The sequence below is a fragment of the Streptomyces sp. NPDC003327 genome, assembly GCF_053589515.1.
In genome coordinates, this window is sequence record NZ_JBSFSA010000009.1 from 1 (window position 1) to 19,024 (window position 19,024).

Sequence of the window (19,024 nt, forward strand, 5' to 3'; positions counted from 1 at the left end):
TAGTAATTGTTCTTCGGTGGAGCTTTCGGGGCGGGGGGAGTATAAACCCCACCCCCCCCCCGCCCCTCGGTGTGCCGTGCCCGTGGGAGCCCGCACAAGAGTCTGGAAAGATGGGCCGCGACGATGACGTCGCCCCCAGGTCAGGGACAGCAACGCACATACCCGCACATCACAAGGAGCGGACGAATGCCCATCGCAACCCCCGAGGTCTACAACGAGATGCTCGACCGGGCGAAGGCAGGCAAGTTCGCCTACCCGGCCATCAACGTGACCTCGTCCCAGACCCTCCACGCCGCCCTGCGCGGCTTCGCGGAGGCCGAGAGCGACGGCATCATCCAGATTTCGACCGGTGGCGCCGAGTTCCTCGGTGGCCAGCACAGCAAGGACATGGTCACGGGCGCCGTTGCCCTGGCCGAGTTCGCGCACATCGTCGCCAAGAAGTACGACATCACGGTCGCCCTGCACACCGACCACTGCCCGAAGGACAAGCTGGACGGCTACGTGCGTCCGCTGCTCGACATCTCCGCCGAGCGTGTCGCCCGTGGTGAGAACCCGCTGTTCCAGTCCCACATGTGGGACGGCTCCGCCGAGACCCTCGCGGACAACCTGGCCATCGGCCAGGAGCTGCTCGCGAAGGCCGTCGCCGCCAAGATCATCCTTGAGGTCGAGATCACCCCGACCGGTGGTGAGGAGGACGGCGTCAGCCACGAGATCAACGACGAGCTCTACACCTCCGTCGACGACGCGATCCGCACCGCCGAGGCCCTCGGCCTGGGCGAGAAGGGCCGTTACCTGCTCGCCGCCTCCTTCGGCAACGTGCACGGCGTCTACAAGCCGGGCAACGTCGTGCTCCGCCCCGAGCTCCTCAAGGACCTCCAGGCGGGCGTCGCCGAGAAGTTCGGCAAGACCTCCCCGTTCGACTTCGTCTTCCACGGCGGCTCCGGCTCGACGGCCGAGGAGATCGCCACCGCCCTCGACAACGGCGTCGTGAAGATGAACCTCGACACCGACACCCAGTACGCCTTCACCCGCCCGGTCGTGGACCACATGTTCCGCAACTACGACGGCGTCCTGAAGGTCGACGGCGAGGTCGGCAAGAAGTCCACCTACGACCCGCGCACCTGGGGCAAGCTCGCCGAGGCCGGCATGGCCACGCGCGTGGCCGAGGCCTGTGTCGCGCTGCGCTCCGCCGGCACCAAGCTGAAGTAACGCTCGTGAGCGAGGGGCCCGGCATCCGCAGGGTGCCGGGCCCCTCGTGCGTCCACGGCGGCCGAACCGCGCGCGGCGCACGACGACCACGACGACCACGAGGACCGGGGGAGGACCCGATGTACGACTTCGACCGGGAGATCGACCGTCGCGGGACCGCGTCGGTCCAGTGGGACGGCATCGCGGACCGCTTCGGCGTCTCCGACCTGCTTCCCTTCACCATCTCCGACATGGACTTCGCCTCCCCGCCGGAGGTCCTCGCCGCCCTGCGCGACCGGGTCGACCACGGCGTCTTCGGCTACACCGACTGGCGCCTCGGCGACTTCCGGGAGGCGATACGCCACTGGTACGCGACCCGCCACGACACCGCGATCGACATCGAGTCGCTGGTGTACGCCCCCTCGGTGCTCAACCAGCTCTCCCAGCTGCTGCGGATGTGGACCGGGCCCGGCGACGGCGTCGTCGTCCACACCCCCACGTACGACGGCTTCCGCAAGGCCGTCACCGGGCTCGGGCGGGAGCTGCGCGGCGTCCCCGTCGGCGACACCGAGGCGCTGGAGCGCGAACTGGCCCGGCCGGACAGCCGGATGCTGCTGCTCTGCTCCCCGCACAACCCCACCGGCCGGGTGTGGACGCGGGAGGAGCTCACCACGTTCGCGCGGCTGGCCGAGCGGCACGGCGCCGCCGTCGTCAGCGACGAGATCCACGCCGATCTGACCACCGAGGGCCACCGCCACGTGCCCTGGACGCGGATCGCCGAGCCGGGCCGCGGCCGCCGCTGGGCGCTCGTCACCTCGGGTACGAAGGCCTTCAACTTCCCCGCGCTCTCCGGCTCGTACGGGCTGATCGGCGACCCCGAGGAGCGGGCCGCCTTCGTCCGCCGCATGGAGACGGGCGAGGGCCTCGCCTCTCCCGCCGTGCTCACCCTGACGGCCCACAGCGCCGCGTACCGGCACGGCGCCGCCTGGCTGGACGAGCTGCGCGCGTACGTCGCGGGCACGATGGCGACGGTGGAGCGGCGCCTCGCGGAGGGCCTGCCCGGGGTCGTGTGGACCCCGCCGCAGGCCGGCTACCTCGCCTGGATCGACCTGCGCCCGCTCGGCATCGAGGAGGGCGCGCTCCAGCGGGAGCTGGTCGAGCGGGAGAAGGTCGCGATCATGCCGGGCGGGGTGTACGGCACGCCGGGCTTCGTCCGGCTGAACCTCGGCTGCCCCCGGAAGAAGGCCGAGCGGGGCGTCGACGCCCTCGTGCGGGCGGCGGCGCGGCTGCGCACCACCTGACGCGCGTACGTGCCGACGTGGACGGACCGGCCGCGCGGGTGCAGGGGGCGGCTTCCGCGGGGACGATGGCAGGCATGGACATCCGGCTGAGCTCCGGGACCGGCCGCGGGATCGTGTTCACCACCGTCCTGGCCTCCGGGATGGCGCTGCTCGACTCCACCGTCGTCAACGTGGCGCTGCCGCACATCGGCGAGGACCTGGGCGCCGACCTCGCCGCGCTCCAGTGGACCGTGAACGCGTACATGCTGACCCTCGCCGGGCTGATCCTGCTCGGCGGGTCGCTCGGCGACCGGTACGGGCGGCGCAGGATCTTCGTGCTGGGCGTGGTGTGGTTCGCGCTGGCCTCGCTGTTGTGCGGGATCGCGCCGAACGCCGGGGTGCTCGTCGCGGCCCGCGCCCTCCAGGGCGTCGGCGGCGCGCTCCTCACCCCCGGGTCGCTGGCGCTGATCCAGGCGAGTTTCCACCCGGACGACCGGGCGCGGGCGGTCGGCCTCTGGTCGGGCTTCGGCGGGGTCGGCGCGGCCGTCGGTCCGTTCGTCGGCGGCTGGCTGGTCGACGGTCCCGGCTGGCGGTGGGTCTTCCTGCTGAACGTCCCGCTGGCCGCCCTCTGCGTCCCGGTCGCGCTGCGGTACGTTCCCGAGTCGCGGGACGAGGCCGCGCACGGCCGGTTCGACGTCCTCGGCGCCGCCCTGGGCGCGGTGGCCCTCGCCCTCGTCACGTACGCGCTCATCGGCGAGGCCTGGTGGGCGGGGGTGGCCGGGGTCCTCGCGGGCGCGGCGTTCGTGGCGGTGGAGCGGCGGCGCGGCGAGCGGGCGACGGTGCCGCCGTCGATCTTCCGCTCACGGCTGTTCACGGCCGTCAACCTGGTCACGCTCTGCGTGTACGCGGCGTTCGGCGGCTTCTTCTTCCTGGCCGCCCTCCAGCTCCAGGTGGTCTCCGGCTACTCGGCCCTCCAGGCCGGTACGGCGCTGCTGCCGACGACCGTGCTGATGCTGCTGCTCTCGGCGAAGTCCGGGGAGATCGGGGAGCGGATCGGGCCGCGGATCCCGCTCACCGTGGGGCCGCTGCTGTGCGCCGCCGGCATGCTGCTGATGCTGCGGGCGGACGAGGACGCCTCGTACGTACGGGACGTGTTGCCGGCCCTGCTGGTGCTGGGGCTCGGCATGACCGTGCTGGTGGCGCCGCTGACCGCGACGGTCCTCGCCTCCGTGGACGTGGCGCGGGCGGGCCTGGCGAGCGGCATCAACAACGCGGCGGCGCGGGCGGCCGGGCTGCTGGCGGTGGCCGCGCTGCCGCTGCTCGCCGGGATGGGCCCGGAGGCGTACCGCTCGGCGGAGGAGTTCGGTGCGACCTTCCGGCGGGCGATGCCCCTGTGCGCGGGCGTCCTGGTCGCGGGGGCGCTGCTCGCCTGGACGACGATGCGGACCCCGACCGGGGCGCGGTGCCACCCGGGCTGCAAGGTCCACTGCGGCGTGACGTCGCCCCCGCTGGAGCCGGGCGAGCCGCGAGGGCCCGGGGAGCCGGGAGGGGCCGGGGAGCGGGGCGCGACCCCCGGCGGTGGCTGAGGCAGACTGGGGCCATGGCCATCCACGAGAACCTGCTGGGGGGACCGGCCCCCACCCACCTGCCGGACGACCCGGAGCCGCGCGAGCTGTTGGCGAACGGCACCGCGCCCGCGGACGTCGCGGCGAAGTACCCCACCTCCTCGCTCGCCTGGGCGCAGCTCGCCGACGACGCCTTCGAGGGGGGCCGGGTCGTCGAGTCGTACGCCTACGCCCGGACCGGCTACCACCGCGGCCTGGACGCGCTGCGCCGCAACGGCTGGAAGGGCCACGGTCCGGTGCCGTGGGAGCACGAGCCGAACCGGGGCTTCCTGCGGGCGCTGCACGCGCTGGCGCGGGCGGCCGGCGAGATCGGCGAGCAGGAGGAGTACGAGCGCTGCTCGACGTTCCTGCGCGACTCCTCGGAGACGGCCGCGACCACCCTCGGCTGACGCTGCCGTCGCCTGTCGGTGCCCTGGGCCGATCGTGCCCTGGGCTGAGGACCCGGGCTGCCACGGCCCTGGGCTGACGCACGCCGGGTTGACGCTGCGTGATCGTCCGGTGTCCCCCCGTCCGGTCGGACGGGGGGATTTCCGTTCATACCTCCGCTCTCCTCGAACGCGTTCGACACGGCCGGTACGATCCCCGGATCCGGTCGACCGACGTGGGGGGAGTCAGCCGTGGGGAACCGTGCCGCACCGGCAGCAGGGCGAAGAGCGAGGGGCCGCCGCCCCGGCGGGGCCCGTCCGGCCGGGCGCGGGGGCCGTGGCCGACGCCGCTCCGCGGGCCGGCTGGTCCTGCCCACCCTGGTCCTGATGGCCGTCTCGCTCGGCGCGGGCGCCGCCCTCGCGCACTACCACGAGCAGTCGGCGCCCCCGGCGGCCCCGCTCGTCGCCGCCTCCCCGGACCCGGACGCGAGGCCGGACCCGGACTCGGACCCGGGCCGCCCGACGAGCGCCGACCCCGCGCCGACGCGGGAGGCCCCCGCGCCCCGGCGGACCACGCCGAGGCCCGCCCCCAACCCCCCGTCGAAGGCCCCGACGCGCGCCGCGCCCCGACCCCCGGCGGCGACGCCGAGCCCGGCGACCGGCCCGCCCCGGGCCGTCACCGTGCCCCGCTCCGGGGCCGGCACCTTCACCACCGCGCGGGCGGCGGGCGAGGCCACCGGCACCGGCGGTGTCCTGCGCCGCTACCAGGTCCAGGTCGAGAACGGCATCGACCTCTCCGCGCGGGAGACGGCCGCCGAGATCCAGGCGATCCTGGCGCACCCGCGCGGCTGGGCGGCGCACGGCCGGGGCCGCTTCCAGCTGGTCTCGGAGAACCCCGACTTCGTCATCCGGATCGCCACCCCGGCCACCGCCGACGCGCTCTGCGCGAAGCAGGGCCTCGACACGCGCGGCGAGCTGAACTGCGAGACGACCGACGGGGTCGTCGTGAACCTGAAGCGGTGGATGCTGGGCTCGCCGACCTTCGCGGGGCCGCCCGCCGAGTACCGGCACCTGATCATCAACCACGAGGTCGGACACGAGATCGGCATCCGGCAGCACATGGGCTGCCCGGGGCCCGGGAAGCTCGCGCCCGCCATGATGCAGCAGATCAAGGGCCTCGACGGCTGTCGTTCGAACGCGTTTCCGTATGACGAAGAAGGGATCTACATCACGGGGCCGATCGTGTCATGATGCGGATGGGACGGCGCGCGAAGGAGCACGCCTCCCGAGGGGACCGGGGCTCCCGTGGCGCCTTCCGTACCGCACGGAAGGGCGTGGACACGGTGGAGCGGACCGCTACCCGGTAGTACGTATCGAGGAGACAGAAATGTCGACCTTCCCAGGTTCCCCCGATGCCTCTGGAGCCGGTCCGGTCGCCGACGCGCCGAACCTCGACTTCGCGGGCACGACGCCGTACGAGGACTACGTCCAGGCGGACGTCCTCACCCACCTCCAGCACCTCCGCTCGGACGACCCCGGCGAGATGGTCTTCCTGGTGACCACCCAGGTCATGGAGCTGTGGTTCACCGTCATCGTCCACGAGTGGGAGACCGCGAGCCGCGCCCTGCGCGAGGACCGCGTCCCGGTGGCGATGGACGCACTCAAGCGCTCCGTGCGCGAGCTGGAGGCGCTCAACCACTCCTGGCGACCGCTCGCCCAGCTCACCCCCGCGCAGTTCAACTCCTACCGCGGCGCGCTCGGCGAGGGCTCCGGCTTTCAGTCGGCGATGTACCGGCGGATGGAGTTCCTGCTCGGCGAGAAGTCCGCGTCCATGCTCGTCCCGCACCGCGGCGCCCCGCGCGTCCACGCCGAGCTGGAGAAGGCCCTCCACGAGCCGAGCCTCTACGACGAGGTCCTCGCCCTCCTCGCCCGCCGCGGGCTGCCCGTGCCGCAGGCCGTCCTCGGCCGCGACCTGGCCCAGCGCTACGAGCCGTCGCCCGAGGTCGAGGCGGTCTGGGCCGGGCTCTACGCCGATCCCGACCAGAACGGCGAGCTGGTCCGCCTCGGCGAGGCCCTCAGCGACGTCGCCGAACTCGTCTGGCGGTGGCGCAACGACCACCTGGTGGCGACCCGGCGCGCGATGGGCGCGAAGACCGGCACCGGCGGCTCGGCCGGCGTGGCCTGGCTGGAGAAGCGGGCGCAGAAGAACGTCTTCCCCGAGCTGTGGACGGCGCGCAGCCATGTCTGAGACCTACGAGGAGACGACGGCGCGCCGCGAGCCGCACGAGGAGCAGACCGCCGAGACGTACGAGGCCCCGGAGACGTACCAGGAGCGGGCCTCCCGCCTCGACGCCGCCGACGGTCTGGCGAAGCACCGCGAGCGGTTCGCGCTCGACGAGGGGACCGTCTACCTCGACGGCAACTCGCTCGGCGCGCTGCCCGCCCACGTCCCGGCCCGCGTGGCCGACGTCATCACCCGCGAGTGGGGCGAACTGCGCATCCGCTCCTGGGACGAGTCGGGCTGGTGGACCGCCCCCGAGCGGATCGGCGACCGCATCGCCCCGATCGTGGGCGCCGCCCCCGGCCGGATCGTGGTCGGCGACTCGACGAGCGTGAACGTCTTCAAGGCCGTCGTCGCCGCCACCCGACTGGGCGACACCGGCCGGGACGAGATCCTCGTCGACGCGACGACCTTTCCCACGGACGGGTACATCGCCGAGTCCGCCGCGCGCATGACCGGCCACCGGATCGTGCCCGTCGCCCCCGCGGACGTACCCCGCGCGGTCTCCTCGCGGACGGCCCTCGCGCTGGTCAACCACGTCGACTACCGCACCGGCCGGCTGCACGACCTGCCCGGCATCACCGCCGCCCTGCACGAGGCGGGCGCGCTCGCCGTCTGGGACCTCTGCCACAGCGCGGGCGCCCTGCCCGTCGGCCTCGACGAGCACGGGGTCGACCTGGCCGTCGGCTGCACCTACAAGTACCTCAACGGCGGCCCCGGTTCGCCCGCGTACCTGTACGTCGCCGAACGCCACCAGGCGGCCTTCGACTCGCCGCTGCCCGGCTGGAACTCGCACGCCGACCCGTTCGGGATGACGCCCGGCTACGAGGCGGCGAGCGGCGCCGTCCGCGGCCGCGTCGGCACGCCCGACATTCTCTCGATGCTGGCCCTCGAAGCGGCGCTCGACGTCTGGGACGGGGTCGCGATCGAGGACGTGCGCGCCAAGTCCCTCGCCCTGACGGACTTCTTCCTGGAGTGCGTGCGGGCGTACGTGCCGGAGGGCCGCGTCGAGCCGGTGACGCCCGTGGCGCACGCCGAGCGCGGCAGCCAGGTCGCCCTGCGCTGCGCCGACGCGCCCGCCGTCATGGCGGAGTTGATCCGCCGCGGGGTCGTCGGCGACCTGCGCCGCCCCGACGTCCTGCGGTTCGGCTTCACGCCGCTGTACGTCGGGTTCGGGGACGCCGAACGGGCCGCCCGGACCCTCGCGGACGTGCTCGGCGGCTGATCCGATCATCGCCCGATCTGCGGGGGTCCCGGTGCTGATACGGTCCCCGCAGGTCAGGCCGATCCGGCCCCGTCACCGAGAGGGTGGAAGACTCCATGGATCCCGCCGCGCGCGACGCCGCCGAAGAGGCCTCGGCCTTCTCGCACCCGGCCGTCCCCCCGGACGCCACCGCCGCGTACGGCGAACACCCGGACCAGATCGTCGACTTCCACGCGCCGCGTGACGGCGGCGGGCGCGCGCCGCTCGTCGTCGTCCTGCACGGCGGCGCCTGGCGGGCGCCCTACGACCGGGGGCACGTCACCCCGTTCGTGGACTTCCTCGCCCGGCGCGGCTTCGCCGTCGCCAACGTCGAGTACCGGCGCGGCTCCGCCCTCCCCCATCAGGGCGGTACGGCTCCGGTGGCCGGGCGCTGGCCCGAGACCTTCGACGACGTGGCGGCCGCGCTCGACGCCGTACCGGCGCTGGCCGCCGCCCACCTGCCGCAGGCCGACACCCACCGGATCGTGCTCACCGGCCACTCGGCCGGCGGTCACCTCGCGCTGTGGGCCGCCGCCCGGCACGTCCTGCCCGCGGACTCCCCCTGGCGCCTCCCGGCCCCGCCCGCGCTGCGCGGGGTTGTCGCCCTCGCCCCGATCGCCCACTTCGCTCGGGCGGTGGAGCTGGGCGTCTGCGGCGGCGCGGTGACCGAACTCCTCGGCGGGGAGGCGGCGTTCGACGCTCGTGCGGCCGTCACGGACCCGTCCGTCCTGCTCCCGACCGGCATCGCGACGACCGTCGTCCAGGGCCGCGAGGACGTCGTCGTCCCGGCGGCGGTGGCCGACGCCTTCGCGGAGGCGGCGGCGAAGGCGGGCGAGACGGTGGGCCTGACGCTCCTGGAGGACGTGGGCCACTTCCCGCTCATCGACCCGGCGGCGGACGCCTGCGCGGTCGTCGCGGAGGAGATCGCCCAGCTCGCCTGGTGAGCCGGGATGTGTCGCGGGACGGCGACCGGAAGTGCGCGCTCCTCGAACCGGAAGCCGTCGTACAACCCTTCGACACGGTCGCGCGTCTGATCGGGCACGGCACTCCCGTGTCCGATCTTCTCGTGGGGGTTCACCTTGCAGTTCCGCACCACCGGCATCCGCCTCGCCTCCGCCGTCACGGCCGTCCTCGCCGTCACGGCCCTCGGGGCGGGCGCCCTGGCCACCGCCCCGGAGGCGTTCGCCGCCACCTCGGCCACGGCCGGCCAGAGCGCCGAGACGCTCGCCGCCTACCCGAAGGGCAGCAACTTCGGAGGCACGGGCGCGTCCGGCTTCCTCACCTACTCCTTCGCTCACGACACCACGCGGGAGCTGCGCTGGACGCCGTACGACGGCGGCGCCGCGATCCCCCTCCAGGACCCCGAGGGCTGGGACCTGGGCGCCGGTGACGTGGTCGTCCTCGGCAACGCCTCCTGGACCGCCGAGTTCACCTCGCTGACCCTGCGGAACATGGCCGCCCCGGCCGCCCCGGCCGTCACCATCGACCTGGCCGCGCTGAACGGCAGCTACGTGGCCGTGCTGAGCCCGACGAGCGTCCTCGCGCAGGTGAAGAACGAGGCCGGTCAGGCGGAGCTGCACGTCGTCACCAAGGACGGCGCCACGACGAGCAGCCGCAAGATCGCGGGCCTGCCGGAGGACGCCACCGACTTCTTCGGCTCCGGCGTCCGAGACGGCCAGGTCCTCGTCGGGTACGAGACCGGCCCGTGGGACGCGCGGACAGGCGGCCGGGCCGTGGTCGACGTCACCGCCGAGAAGGTCACCGCCACCTACGCCTCGGCCGAGTCCGGGTACGGCTACGGCGGCCTGAACCTCTCCGACTCGCACGTGACCTGGTTCAACTGGGAGTCCGGCACCGGCGACTTCATCACGTCCGTCGACCGTGCGACCGGTGTCCAGCGGCGGACCGTCCTGGGCGGCCACGGCGACTGGTACAGCGTCCAGGCGGGCGCGTGGCTCGTCGTCGGCAACTCCTCGACGCCCGCCCGCGCCGTCTCCCTGGCCACGGGCGAGACCCGCGAGCTCGGCCTCACGGCGGAGTCGATTGTGTCCGGCCCCGACGACAGCGCGGTGCTGCGCGGCAGCCGGGACGCGGACGGCGACGGCCTGTTCCGCGTGACGTTCGCGGCGGACGGCACCCCGTCGGTCACGAAGGTGGCGGACACGCGCGAGGTGGTCGTCCCGCTGACGATCGACCAGGCCGACGTCCCCGCCACGGTGGACCTCGACGCGGCCGGCGGCCGGGTGACCCTCGGCTGGACGCTGTCGCGCTCCGACGCCCGCCTGGACGTCACGCTCACGCACACGACCACGGGCAAGACGTTCACGAAGACCCTGACCGCGCCCACCAGCGGCAAGAAGTTCTCCTTCACCTGGGACGGCGTCATCCTGGAGGAGACGGCGTCCGGGGCGTGGGAGGTCGACGCGCCGAACGGCACGTACGCCGTCGAGGCCGAGGCCACGCTGCTCGACGGCACCGGTGAGCCCGTCCACCAGGACCGGTCCATGAACCTCACCCGGGCGTACAACCCGCACGACTTCAACGGCAACGGTTCCACCGACGTCCTCTTCCGGGACGCGGCGGGCGTGCTGTGGACCGAGCAGCTGCAGGACCGCACGGTCTACGGCGAGGTGCGGACGACCGCCAAGCTCACCCGCATCGGCTCGGGCTGGGGGATCTACAAGCACATCGAGGCCGTCGGCAACGTCGGCGGCGCCGCCACGGGCGACGTGATCGCGGTCGACGGCTCCGGCGTGCAGTGGCTCTACCTCGGCAAGGGCGACGGCACGTTCGCCCCCCGCGTCAAGGTCGGCACCGGCTGGCAGATCTACAACAAGCTGGCCGCCGGTTCGGACCTCGACGGCGACGGCCGCTCCGACCTGGTCGCCACCGACGGCGCGGGCGCCCTCTGGTTCTACAAGGGCACCGGCAGCTACGCGAAGCCGTTCGCGCCGCGCGTGAAGGCCGGCACGGGCTGGCAGATCTACAACCACGTCGCCGCCGTCGGCGACATCGCGGGCACGGCCGCAGGGGACCTGGTCGCCCGCGACACCGCCGGCGTCCTGTGGCTCTACCAGGGCAACGGCCGCGGCGGCTACGCGCCCCGGGTGAAGGTCGGGTCCGGCTGGGGCATCTACTCCCAGCTCGTCGGCGCCGACGACCTCACCAACGACGGCCGCCCCGACCTGATCGCGTACGGCACGAGCGGCGAGTACGGCGCGTACGTCTACCGCTCGACGGGCAACGCCACCATCCCCTTCGCCGGCCGCCAGGTGACGGACCTGTTCAAGTACCAGGGCCGGAGCCACGGCATCGTCGGCTGAGCCCGGCACGACCCGGAAGGGACGGCCTGGTCCTCCTCAAGGGTGACCCGGGAGGATCCGCATCCAGCGGTACGCCCGGGTCTCCCCGCCGCCCGTACGGTGTCCGGGTGACCCAGACACAGTCCTCCGAGACGAGCCGCAGCCCCGAGTACCGCCTGGCCCAGGTCGCCGTCGGCGGGCTGCGGCAGGAACTCTTCGACGACGCCCTCGCCTACCGGCCGCTGCCCCGCATGGACGTGGAGAGCGGCCCGACCCGCTTCCTGCCGCGCCGGATACGGGTGTACGCGGGGCTCCTGCCGCACGCGGCCGTGGCCTTCCTGGCCCTGATCGTCTTCTTCCTCGGCTACGAGCGCGTTCACGGCAACGTCGGTCTGATCGCGTTCGTGTACGCGGTCGTGCCCGCCGCGATCGTGCTCCTCACCCTCATCCGGCCCGTCTTCGCCTTCTGGGCCTCGCTCGCGTCCGCCCCCTTCCTGGGGGTGCTGAGCCAGGCCGACGGCGGCTGGCCCTGGACGCCGAACTCCTTCGCGGCCCATCTCGTGGTCCTCGTCGTGGCCGCCGCCCGCACCCGGCCCCGTGCCGCGGCCTGGATGTGGGTGGTGACCGCCGCCTACGCCCTGTTCGCCGAGATGTTCCTCGGGGTCGGGCGGAGCTCCGACTCGGTTCCGCTGCTGTTCCTCTCGGCCGTGGCCCTGCTCCTCGTGGCCCTCGTCCAGGTGCGCCGGCAGGCCCGCCGTGAGGTCACCGCCCAGGAGACCGTCACCCGCCAGGAGATCTCCCGGCGGACCGTCCTGGAGGAGCGGACCACCATCGCGCGCGAGCTGCACGACGTCGTCGCCCACCACATGTCGGTGGTCGCGATCCAGGCGGAGGCCGCGCCGTACCGCGTGGAGAACCCGCCGCCCGAGCTGGAGCAGGCGTTCCGCACCATCCGGGAGAACGCGGTCGCCGCGCTGACGGAGCTGCGCCGCATCCTGGGGGTCGTACGGGCCGAGGACTACGAGGCGCCGGACGCGCCCCAGCCGACGCTGGCCGACCTCGACGCGCTGGTGGCCAACGTCCGCGAGGCGGGGCTCGACGTGACGATGACGGTGACGGGCGCGGTGCGGGAGCTGCCGCAGGGCGTGGAGCTCTCGGCGTACCGGATCGTGCAGGAGGCGCTGTCGAACGTGCTGCGGCACGCGCCGGGCGCCGCCGCGAAGGTCGAGGTCAGCCACGTCCTGGGCGGGCTCGGCCTGCGGATCGCCAACGGCCCGGCGCGCGGCCTGGTGAAGCCCTCGCCGGGCGCGGGGCACGGCGTCACCGGCATGCGGGAGCGTGTCACGATGCTGGGCGGTGAGATGACGGCCGAGCCGGCGGAGGACGGCGGCTACGAGGTGACGGCCTTCATCCCCGTGCGCCGTGAGGAGGTGCCGGAGTGACGGTCAGGGTGCTGATCGTGGACGATCAGGTGATGGTCCGCGAGGGCTTCTCGGTGCTGCTCGGCGCCATGCCGGACATCGAGGTCGTCGGCGAGGCGGTCAACGGCCGGGACGCCGTCGAGAAGGTCGCCGCGCTCCGGCCGGACGTGGTCCTGATGGACATCCGGATGCCGGAGATGAACGGCATCGAGGCGACCCGGGAGATCGTGGCGGCCGACGCGGACGCGAAGGTGCTGGTCCTGACCACCTTCGACCTGGACGAGTACGTGTACCAGGCGCTGCGCGCCGGGGCCTCCGGCTTCCTCCTCAAGGACGCCTCGGCCCGGCAGCTCGCGGAGGGCGTCCGGGTGGTGGCGTCCGGGGAGGCGCTGCTGGCGCCGACGGTGACGCGTCGGCTGATCACCGAGTTCGCGAAGTCGGCCGGGCAGGCGGGCCCGCGCCCGTCGGCGACCGCGCGGATCGGCGAGCTGACCGAGCGGGAGACGGAGGTCCTGGTGCTGATCGCGCAGGGCCTGTCGAACGCGGAGATCGCGGACCACCTGGTGGTCGCCGAGTCGACGATCAAGACGCACGTGAGCCGCGTCCTCGTGAAGCTGGGCCTGCGCGACCGGACACAGGCGGCGGTCTTCGCGTACGAGGCGAGACTGGTCCAGGTCGGCGGGTAGGGCCCCCGGCCCGCCCCCGCCGCCTGCTCCCACCCGGCCCGCCCGTCCGCCGGAGCCGCGCCGGGCGCCCGCCCGGCCCGGTAGCGTCCCTCCATGGACGACGTCTTCGATCCCTGGTCCGCCGCCTTCGTCGCCGATCCCTACCCCGCGTACGCCGCGCTGCGCGCCGCCGGGCGGGCGCACTGGTTCGCGCCGACACGCCAGTGGCTGATCCCGCACCACGCGGACGTGTCGGCGCTGCTGCGGGACCGGCGGCTCGGCCGGACGTACACGCACCGCTTCACGCACGAGGAGTTCGGGCGGTCGGCGCCGGACCCCGCCCACGAGCCGTTCCACACGCTCAACGACCACGGGCTGCTCGACCTGGAGGGTGCCGACCACGCCCGGATCCGGCGGCTCGTGTCGAAGGCGTTCACGCCGCGGACGGTGGAGGACCTGGCCCCGACGGTACGGAGGCTGGCCGCCGGTCTGGTCGGGGAGCTGGTGGCGGCGGGCGGCGGCGACCTGCTGTCGGCGGTCGCCGAGCCGCTGCCGGTGGCGGTGATCGCCGAGATGCTGGGCGTTCCGGAGGACGACGAGGAGCGGCGGATGCTGCGGCCCTGGTCGGCGGCGATCTGCGGGATGTTCGAGCTGAACCCGTCGGAGGAGACGGCCCGGCGGGCGGTGCGGGCCTCCGTCGAGTTCTCGGCCTACCTCCGGGAGCTGATCGCGCGGCGGCGGAGGGAACCGGGGGACGACCTGATCTCGTCCCTGCTCGCGGTGGAGGGGCTGAGCGAGCAGGAGACGGTCTCCACCTGCGTGCTGCTCCTGAACGCCGGGCACGAGGCCACCGTCAACACCACGGTCAACGGCTGGTGGACCCTGCTGAAGCACGGGGTGCGGCCCGATCCCGAAAAGTTGTCCACAGCTGTGGAAGAACTTCTGCGCTACGACACCCCGCTCCAGATGTTCGAGCGCTGGGTCCTCGACGACATCGAGATCGGCGGCGTGACCGTTCCGCGCGGCTCCGAGGTCGCCCTGCTCTTCGGCTCCGCCAACCGCGACCCGGCCCGCTTCGGCCCCACCGCCGACGACCTGCACCTCACCCGCGCCGACAACCCGCACGTCACCTTCGGCGCCGGCGTCCACTACTGCCTCGGCGCCCCGCTCGCCCGCCTGGAACTCACCGCCGTGTTCGCCGAGGTCCTGAGGCAGGCGCCGGGGCTGAGGCTCGCCGCCGACCCGGTGTGGAAGCCGGGGTACGTGATCCGGGGCTTCGAGGAGCTGCTCGTGGAGGTCTGAGCCCCGGGGCCCCGGGCTCCTCCCGGGGTCAGGGCTCCCGGGCCGCCACGTCCGGCAGCAGCAGGGACGGGACGTCCCTCGGCAGCGTCAGGCCCCATGCCCCCGCCCGGACCGTCCACGTCCTGCGGCGGACCGGGCCGGACAGGCGGCCGTCGGCGCGGTAGCGGAAGTCGGGGCCCGAGACCGTGAGGACACGGGCGGTCGCCCGCCGCGGCGGGGCCGCCGTGGGGCGCACGGTCACCTCCGCCGCGCCGTCCACGGAACGCACCGACACGCCCTCGACCGGCGCGCCGACGTCCGCGAGCAGCACCCCGTCCGCCTCCACGCGCAGCCGGTGCGTGCGGACCGCGAGCGGCGCCGGGGCCGGGCGGACCAGCGTGCGGACCAGGGAGCGGCACGTCCCCCAGACGGAGGAGGTCTCGGCGGTGAGCGCGGGCGCCGCCGGGACCAGCAGGTCGCCGACCACGACGCCGTCGCTGTCGTCGACCAGCAGGTCCAGCCGGCGCACGGCCCCGTCGAGGACCGCCCGGGCCGCCGCCACGGCCGTGCGCGGCACGCCGAGCGCGTACGCCGTCCCGAGCGCGTCCGGCGGGCCGATCGGCACCAGGGAGACCGAGGCCCGGTCCCGGTGCAGCAGGGTCACGGCGCGGAGCAGCGCACGGTCGTCGCCGAGGACGACGGGGCGCCGCGAGCCGCGCCGCGACAGGGCGCGGGAGAATTCCTCGGGACCGTCCGGCAGGCAGATCTTCGCCTCCGCGCCCGCACACAGCACATCCTTCGCGATCCGTACGGACTCGCCGTCGTTTCGGCGGGCGACCGGGTCGACGATGACCAGCAGCTGGTCGTGATCCGACACCTCGGTCCTTCCTCGGGTAGCATCTTTGTGCAAGAGCCCCTTGCGCTATTGCGCCAGGGGCTTCGTCTATTCCGGGGCACACCGGTGAGGCGGCGTACGCCCCCTGACCTTGGACATGCCCCACCCGGAAGGGGTGTACGCCTGTGCCCGCACTTGTGCTGCTCGGTGCTCAGTGGGGTGACGAAGGCAAGGGAAAGGCCACCGATCTCCTCGGTGGGTCCGTTGACTATGTAGTGCGCTACCAGGGCGGCAACAACGCCGGCCACACCGTCGTCGTCGGCGACCAGAAGTACGCGCTGCACCTGCTCCCTTCCGGAATCCTCTCGCCGGGGTGTACCCCGGTCATCGGCAACGGTGTGGTCGTCGACCCGGCGGTCCTGCTCTCCGAGCTGAGCGGGCTGAACGACCGGGGCGTCGACACGTCGAAGCTCCTGATCAGCGGCAACGCCCATCTGATCACCCCGTACAACGTCACCCTCGACAAGGTGACGGAACGGTTCCTCGGCAAGCGCAAGATCGGCACCACGGGCCGGGGCATCGGCCCGACCTACGCCGACAAGATCAACCGCGTCGGCATCCGGGTCCAGGACCTGTACGACGAGTCGATCCTCACCCAGAAGGTCGAGGCGGCGCTGGAGGGCAAGAACCAGCTCCTCGCCAAGCTGTACAACCGGCGGGCCATCGACGCCGCGCAGATCGTCGAGGAGATGCTCCAGTACGCGGAGCAGATCAAGCCGTACGTCGCCGACACCACCCTGATCCTCAACAACGCGCTCGACGAGGACAAGGTCGTGCTCTTCGAGGGCGGCCAGGGCACCCTGCTCGACGTCGACCACGGCACGTACCCCTTCGTCACCTCCTCGAACCCGACCGCGGGCGGCGCCTGCACCGGCGCCGGCGTGGGCCCGACGAAGATCAGCCGGGTCATCGGCATCCTCAAGGCGTACACGACCCGCGTCGGCGCCGGCCCGTTCCCGACGGAGCTGTTCGACGAGGACGGCGAGGCGCTGCGCCGCATCGGCGGCGAGCGGGGCGTCACCACCGGCCGTGACCGCCGCTGCGGCTGGTTCGACGCGGTCATCGCCCGCTACGCGACCCGCGTCAACGGCCTGACGGACTTCTTCCTCACCAAGCTGGACGTGCTGACCGGCTGGGAGCAGATCCCGGTCTGCGTCGCGTACGAGATCGACGGCCAGCGCGTCGAGGAGCTGCCCTACTCGCAGAGCGACTTCCACCACGCGAAGCCGGTCTACGAGATGCTGCCGGGCTGGTCCGAGGACATCACCAAGGCCAAGACCTTCTCCGACCTGCCGAAGAACGCGCAGGCGTACGTGAAGGCCCTGGAGGAGATGTCGGGCGCCCCGATCTCCGCGATCGGCGTCGGCCCCGGCCGCACCGAGACGATCGAGATCAACTCCTTCCTGTAGGAGGCGGCGACGCGAGACGCCGACGCGCGCGAGGGCCCGCACCCCACCCGGGGTGCGGGCCCTCCGCGTCGTCGCCGCGCGCGCTCCTGGGCGGCTGACGGACCGGCCGGCCCGTCAGCGGCGGTAGAACTCGCCCGGCTCGCTGTCGACCATCGGGTACAGGAGCAGCCGCTGACGGCCCTTGTACGTGTCGAGGGTCAGGAACATCGACCCGTCGACCCCGCACTCCGGGTCCCAGTCCTCGGGGTCGCGGACCGGCGGGCCGATGACCAGCCGGCCTCCGGCGGCGGCGAGGACGGCGGTCGAGGTGCAGGTGACCGTCTCCTCGGTGGGTGTGCCGTCCTCGGGGTTCAGCCGGGGCGAGCTGGTCTGGAGCCGGACCACGGGCGCGCCGACGGGGCCCTGGGTGATGGTGACCGCCTGCTGCCAGCGCTCGGCGTTCTCGCCGTAGATCGTCGTGTCGGGTTCGGTCGTCCAGCTGCCGAGGAAGGCGGCGGGGACGATCTCGGGCCCGGCGGGCACCTTGCGGAAGGTGCCCTTGGCCGTGCCCGAGGTCCAGCCGAGGACGTCGGACGAGGTGAGCGTGAGGGTCTGCCGGGCGGCCGGGGTGCAGCGGTGGGCCGGGACGCTGGTGGTGACGTCGGCGTCGCCGAGGACGATCTTGTCCTCGTCGGCCGAGATCAGCCGGGCCCGGCCCATGCACAGGGTGTCCTCGGTGACCTGGACGTAGACGGCGGCCTTGGCGCCCGCCGCGCCCTGGGTGATCTCGATGCGGGCGGTCTCGCGGGGGTCGTGCGCGGCGCCCCGCAGGACGGCCTCCCAGGCGCCGAGGAAGGCGCCGGGCACGATTCCGGAGGGCCGCGCGGCGACCCCGTCGGTCTCGCCGCGCGCCCGGTTCCTCTGATCGTCGAGGCCGGTGTCCGGGTCGGGCCAGAGGGTGTACGTGACGGCGGCGGCCGCTGCGACGGCGAGGGCCGTCAGGGCGGCGACCAGGGCCGTACGACGCCGGGGGCGGGGCCGCGGGGCGGCGGTGGCGCCGGGGGCGGACGAGGGCGTCGGCGTGGCGTCCCCGGGACCCGCGAGCCCCGGGCCCGCACCGGACGCACCCGGTCCCGCACCCGACCCGCCCGTCCCCGGCACGGTCCCGGCCGCCGCCTCCGCCTCCGCCTCCAGGACCAGGGCCGCGTGCCGCCCCAGCCGGGCCAGCACGTCCGCCGGGAGCCACGGGTCGGTGACGACGAGCGTCTCGGCGATCTCGGCGGCGGACGGGCGTGCGCCCGGGTCCTTGTTGAGGCAGGCCCGGATCAGCCCGGCGAGTTCGGGGGCGAGGTCCGTCAGGTCGGGCTCGTCGTGGGCGATCCGGAACAGGGTGGCGTGGACCCCGCTGTCCGCCGTCCCGAAGGGGGAGCGGCCGGTCGCCGCGTAGGCGAGGACCGAGCCGAGGCAGAAGATGTCCGAGGCGGGCGTGAGCCGCTCGCCGCGCACCTGCTCGGGCGACATGAAGCCGGGCGAGCCGACGAGCGCCCCGGTGCTGGTGAGCCCGCCGTCGGTGACGGTGTCGACGGCCCGGGCGATGCCGAAGTCGATGATCCGGGGGCCGTCGACCGCGAGCAGCACGTTGGCCGGCTTGAGGTCGCGGTGGACGAGCCCGGCCGCGTGGATGTGGACGAGCGCGCGGGCGAGCCCGGCGGCCAGGGCCCGCACGGTGGCGGGTGGCAGCGGTCCGGACTCGTCGCCGACGACGGTCCGCAGCGACGGCCCCGGCACGTATCCGATGGCGACCCACGGCGCCTCGGCGGCGGTGTCCGCGCCGAGGACGGGCGCGGTGCCGGTGCCGCCGACCCGTTCCAGCGAGGCGACCTCCCGCGCGAAGCGGCGCCGGAACTCGTCCTGCGCGGCCAGTTCGGCGTGCACCACCTTCACGGCGACCGTTCGGCCGCCGGCCGAACGCGCCAGGAACACCCGCCCCATCCCACCGACGCCGAGGCGACCGATCAGACGGAACGGGCCGATGCCGACCGGGTCTTCCGCGCTCAATGGCTCCACGTCGAAAGAGGATGCCAGACGCC

The 19,024-nt window shown here is 73.8% G+C and carries 15 protein-coding genes; 13 read left to right on the forward strand and 2 right to left on the reverse strand.

Annotated features, from left to right (window positions below; all coding sequences use genetic code 11):
- The first annotated feature begins 186 nt into the window (after window positions 1–186).
- The 12 genes from fbaA (at window position 187) to ACWDVG_RS10725 (ending at window position 14,672) form a co-directional block, all read left to right on the forward strand.
- Window positions 187–1,209, forward strand: coding sequence for a class II fructose-bisphosphate aldolase (fbaA, locus tag ACWDVG_RS10670; protein WP_451698223.1), 1,023 nt, complete (start codon window positions 187–189; stop codon window positions 1,207–1,209).
- A gap of 119 nt (window positions 1,210–1,328) precedes the next feature.
- Window positions 1,329–2,489 carry a MalY/PatB family protein gene (locus ACWDVG_RS10675; RefSeq protein ID WP_451698225.1) on the forward strand — a complete coding sequence of 387 codons (1,161 nt, stop codon included), beginning with the start codon at window positions 1,329–1,331 and terminating at the stop codon, window positions 2,487–2,489.
- Window positions 2,490–2,563: 74 nt separating this feature from the next.
- Entirely contained in the window at window positions 2,564–4,054 is a 1,491-nt protein-coding gene (locus tag ACWDVG_RS10680; protein ID WP_451698227.1) for an MFS transporter, read from the forward strand.
- Between the two features lie 14 nt (window positions 4,055–4,068).
- The gene (locus tag ACWDVG_RS10685) at window positions 4,069–4,482 is read left to right on the forward strand and encodes a DUF3151 domain-containing protein (protein ID WP_451698228.1); all 414 of its coding nucleotides are present in this window, start codon (window positions 4,069–4,071) and stop codon (window positions 4,480–4,482) included.
- 363 nt (window positions 4,483–4,845) lie between these two features.
- A complete protein-coding gene (locus ACWDVG_RS10690) occupies window positions 4,846–5,709 on the forward strand; it encodes a DUF3152 domain-containing protein (RefSeq protein ID WP_451698230.1) in 864 nt (287 codons plus the stop codon).
- Window positions 5,710–5,845: 136 nt separating this feature from the next.
- Window positions 5,846–6,706: a tryptophan 2,3-dioxygenase gene (locus ACWDVG_RS10695; RefSeq protein ID WP_451698232.1), complete on the forward strand. Its 861-nt coding sequence runs from the start codon at window positions 5,846–5,848 to the stop codon at window positions 6,704–6,706.
- Window positions 6,699–7,964, forward strand: coding sequence for a kynureninase (kynU, locus tag ACWDVG_RS10700; protein WP_451698234.1), 1,266 nt, complete (start codon window positions 6,699–6,701; stop codon window positions 7,962–7,964). Before ACWDVG_RS10695 ends, kynU begins: the two co-directional genes overlap by 8 nt.
- Before the next feature lie 95 nt (window positions 7,965–8,059).
- Window positions 8,060–8,926 carry an alpha/beta hydrolase gene (locus ACWDVG_RS10705; protein WP_451698236.1) on the forward strand — a complete coding sequence of 289 codons (867 nt, stop codon included), beginning with the start codon at window positions 8,060–8,062 and terminating at the stop codon, window positions 8,924–8,926.
- Between the two features lie 135 nt (window positions 8,927–9,061).
- Window positions 9,062–11,305, forward strand: a complete 2,244-nt coding sequence (locus ACWDVG_RS10710) for an FG-GAP repeat domain-containing protein (RefSeq protein WP_451698238.1) — start codon at window positions 9,062–9,064, stop codon at window positions 11,303–11,305.
- 107 nt (window positions 11,306–11,412) lie between these two features.
- Window positions 11,413–12,726 carry a histidine kinase gene (locus ACWDVG_RS10715; protein WP_451698240.1) on the forward strand — a complete coding sequence of 438 codons (1,314 nt, stop codon included), beginning with the start codon at window positions 11,413–11,415 and terminating at the stop codon, window positions 12,724–12,726.
- The gene (locus ACWDVG_RS10720) at window positions 12,723–13,391 is read left to right on the forward strand and encodes a response regulator (protein WP_451698242.1); all 669 of its coding nucleotides are present in this window, start codon (window positions 12,723–12,725) and stop codon (window positions 13,389–13,391) included. The genes ACWDVG_RS10715 and ACWDVG_RS10720 overlap by 4 nt, the downstream gene beginning before the upstream one ends.
- 93 nt (window positions 13,392–13,484) lie before the next feature.
- A complete protein-coding gene (locus tag ACWDVG_RS10725; RefSeq protein ID WP_451698244.1) occupies window positions 13,485–14,672 on the forward strand; it encodes a cytochrome P450 in 1,188 nt (395 codons plus the stop codon).
- Between the two features lie 28 nt (window positions 14,673–14,700).
- Here the strand turns inward: ACWDVG_RS10725 and ACWDVG_RS10730 are convergent, their stop codons facing one another.
- Entirely contained in the window at window positions 14,701–15,528 is an 828-nt protein-coding gene (locus tag ACWDVG_RS10730) for a diacylglycerol kinase (RefSeq protein ID WP_451698246.1), read from the reverse strand.
- A 143-nt stretch (window positions 15,529–15,671) separates the two neighbouring features.
- Here ACWDVG_RS10730 and ACWDVG_RS10735 point away from each other — a divergent pair, with 143 nt between their 5' ends.
- Window positions 15,672–16,955 (forward strand): adenylosuccinate synthase, encoded by a 1,284-nt coding sequence (locus ACWDVG_RS10735; RefSeq protein WP_451698248.1) that lies wholly within the window; start codon window positions 15,672–15,674, stop codon window positions 16,953–16,955.
- 114 nt (window positions 16,956–17,069) lie between these two features.
- Here the strand turns inward: ACWDVG_RS10735 and ACWDVG_RS10740 are convergent, their stop codons facing one another.
- Window positions 17,070–19,001 (reverse strand): serine/threonine-protein kinase, encoded by a 1,932-nt coding sequence (locus tag ACWDVG_RS10740; RefSeq protein ID WP_451698250.1) that lies wholly within the window; start codon window positions 18,999–19,001, stop codon window positions 17,070–17,072.
- Between the last annotated feature and the right edge of the window lie 23 nt (window positions 19,002–19,024).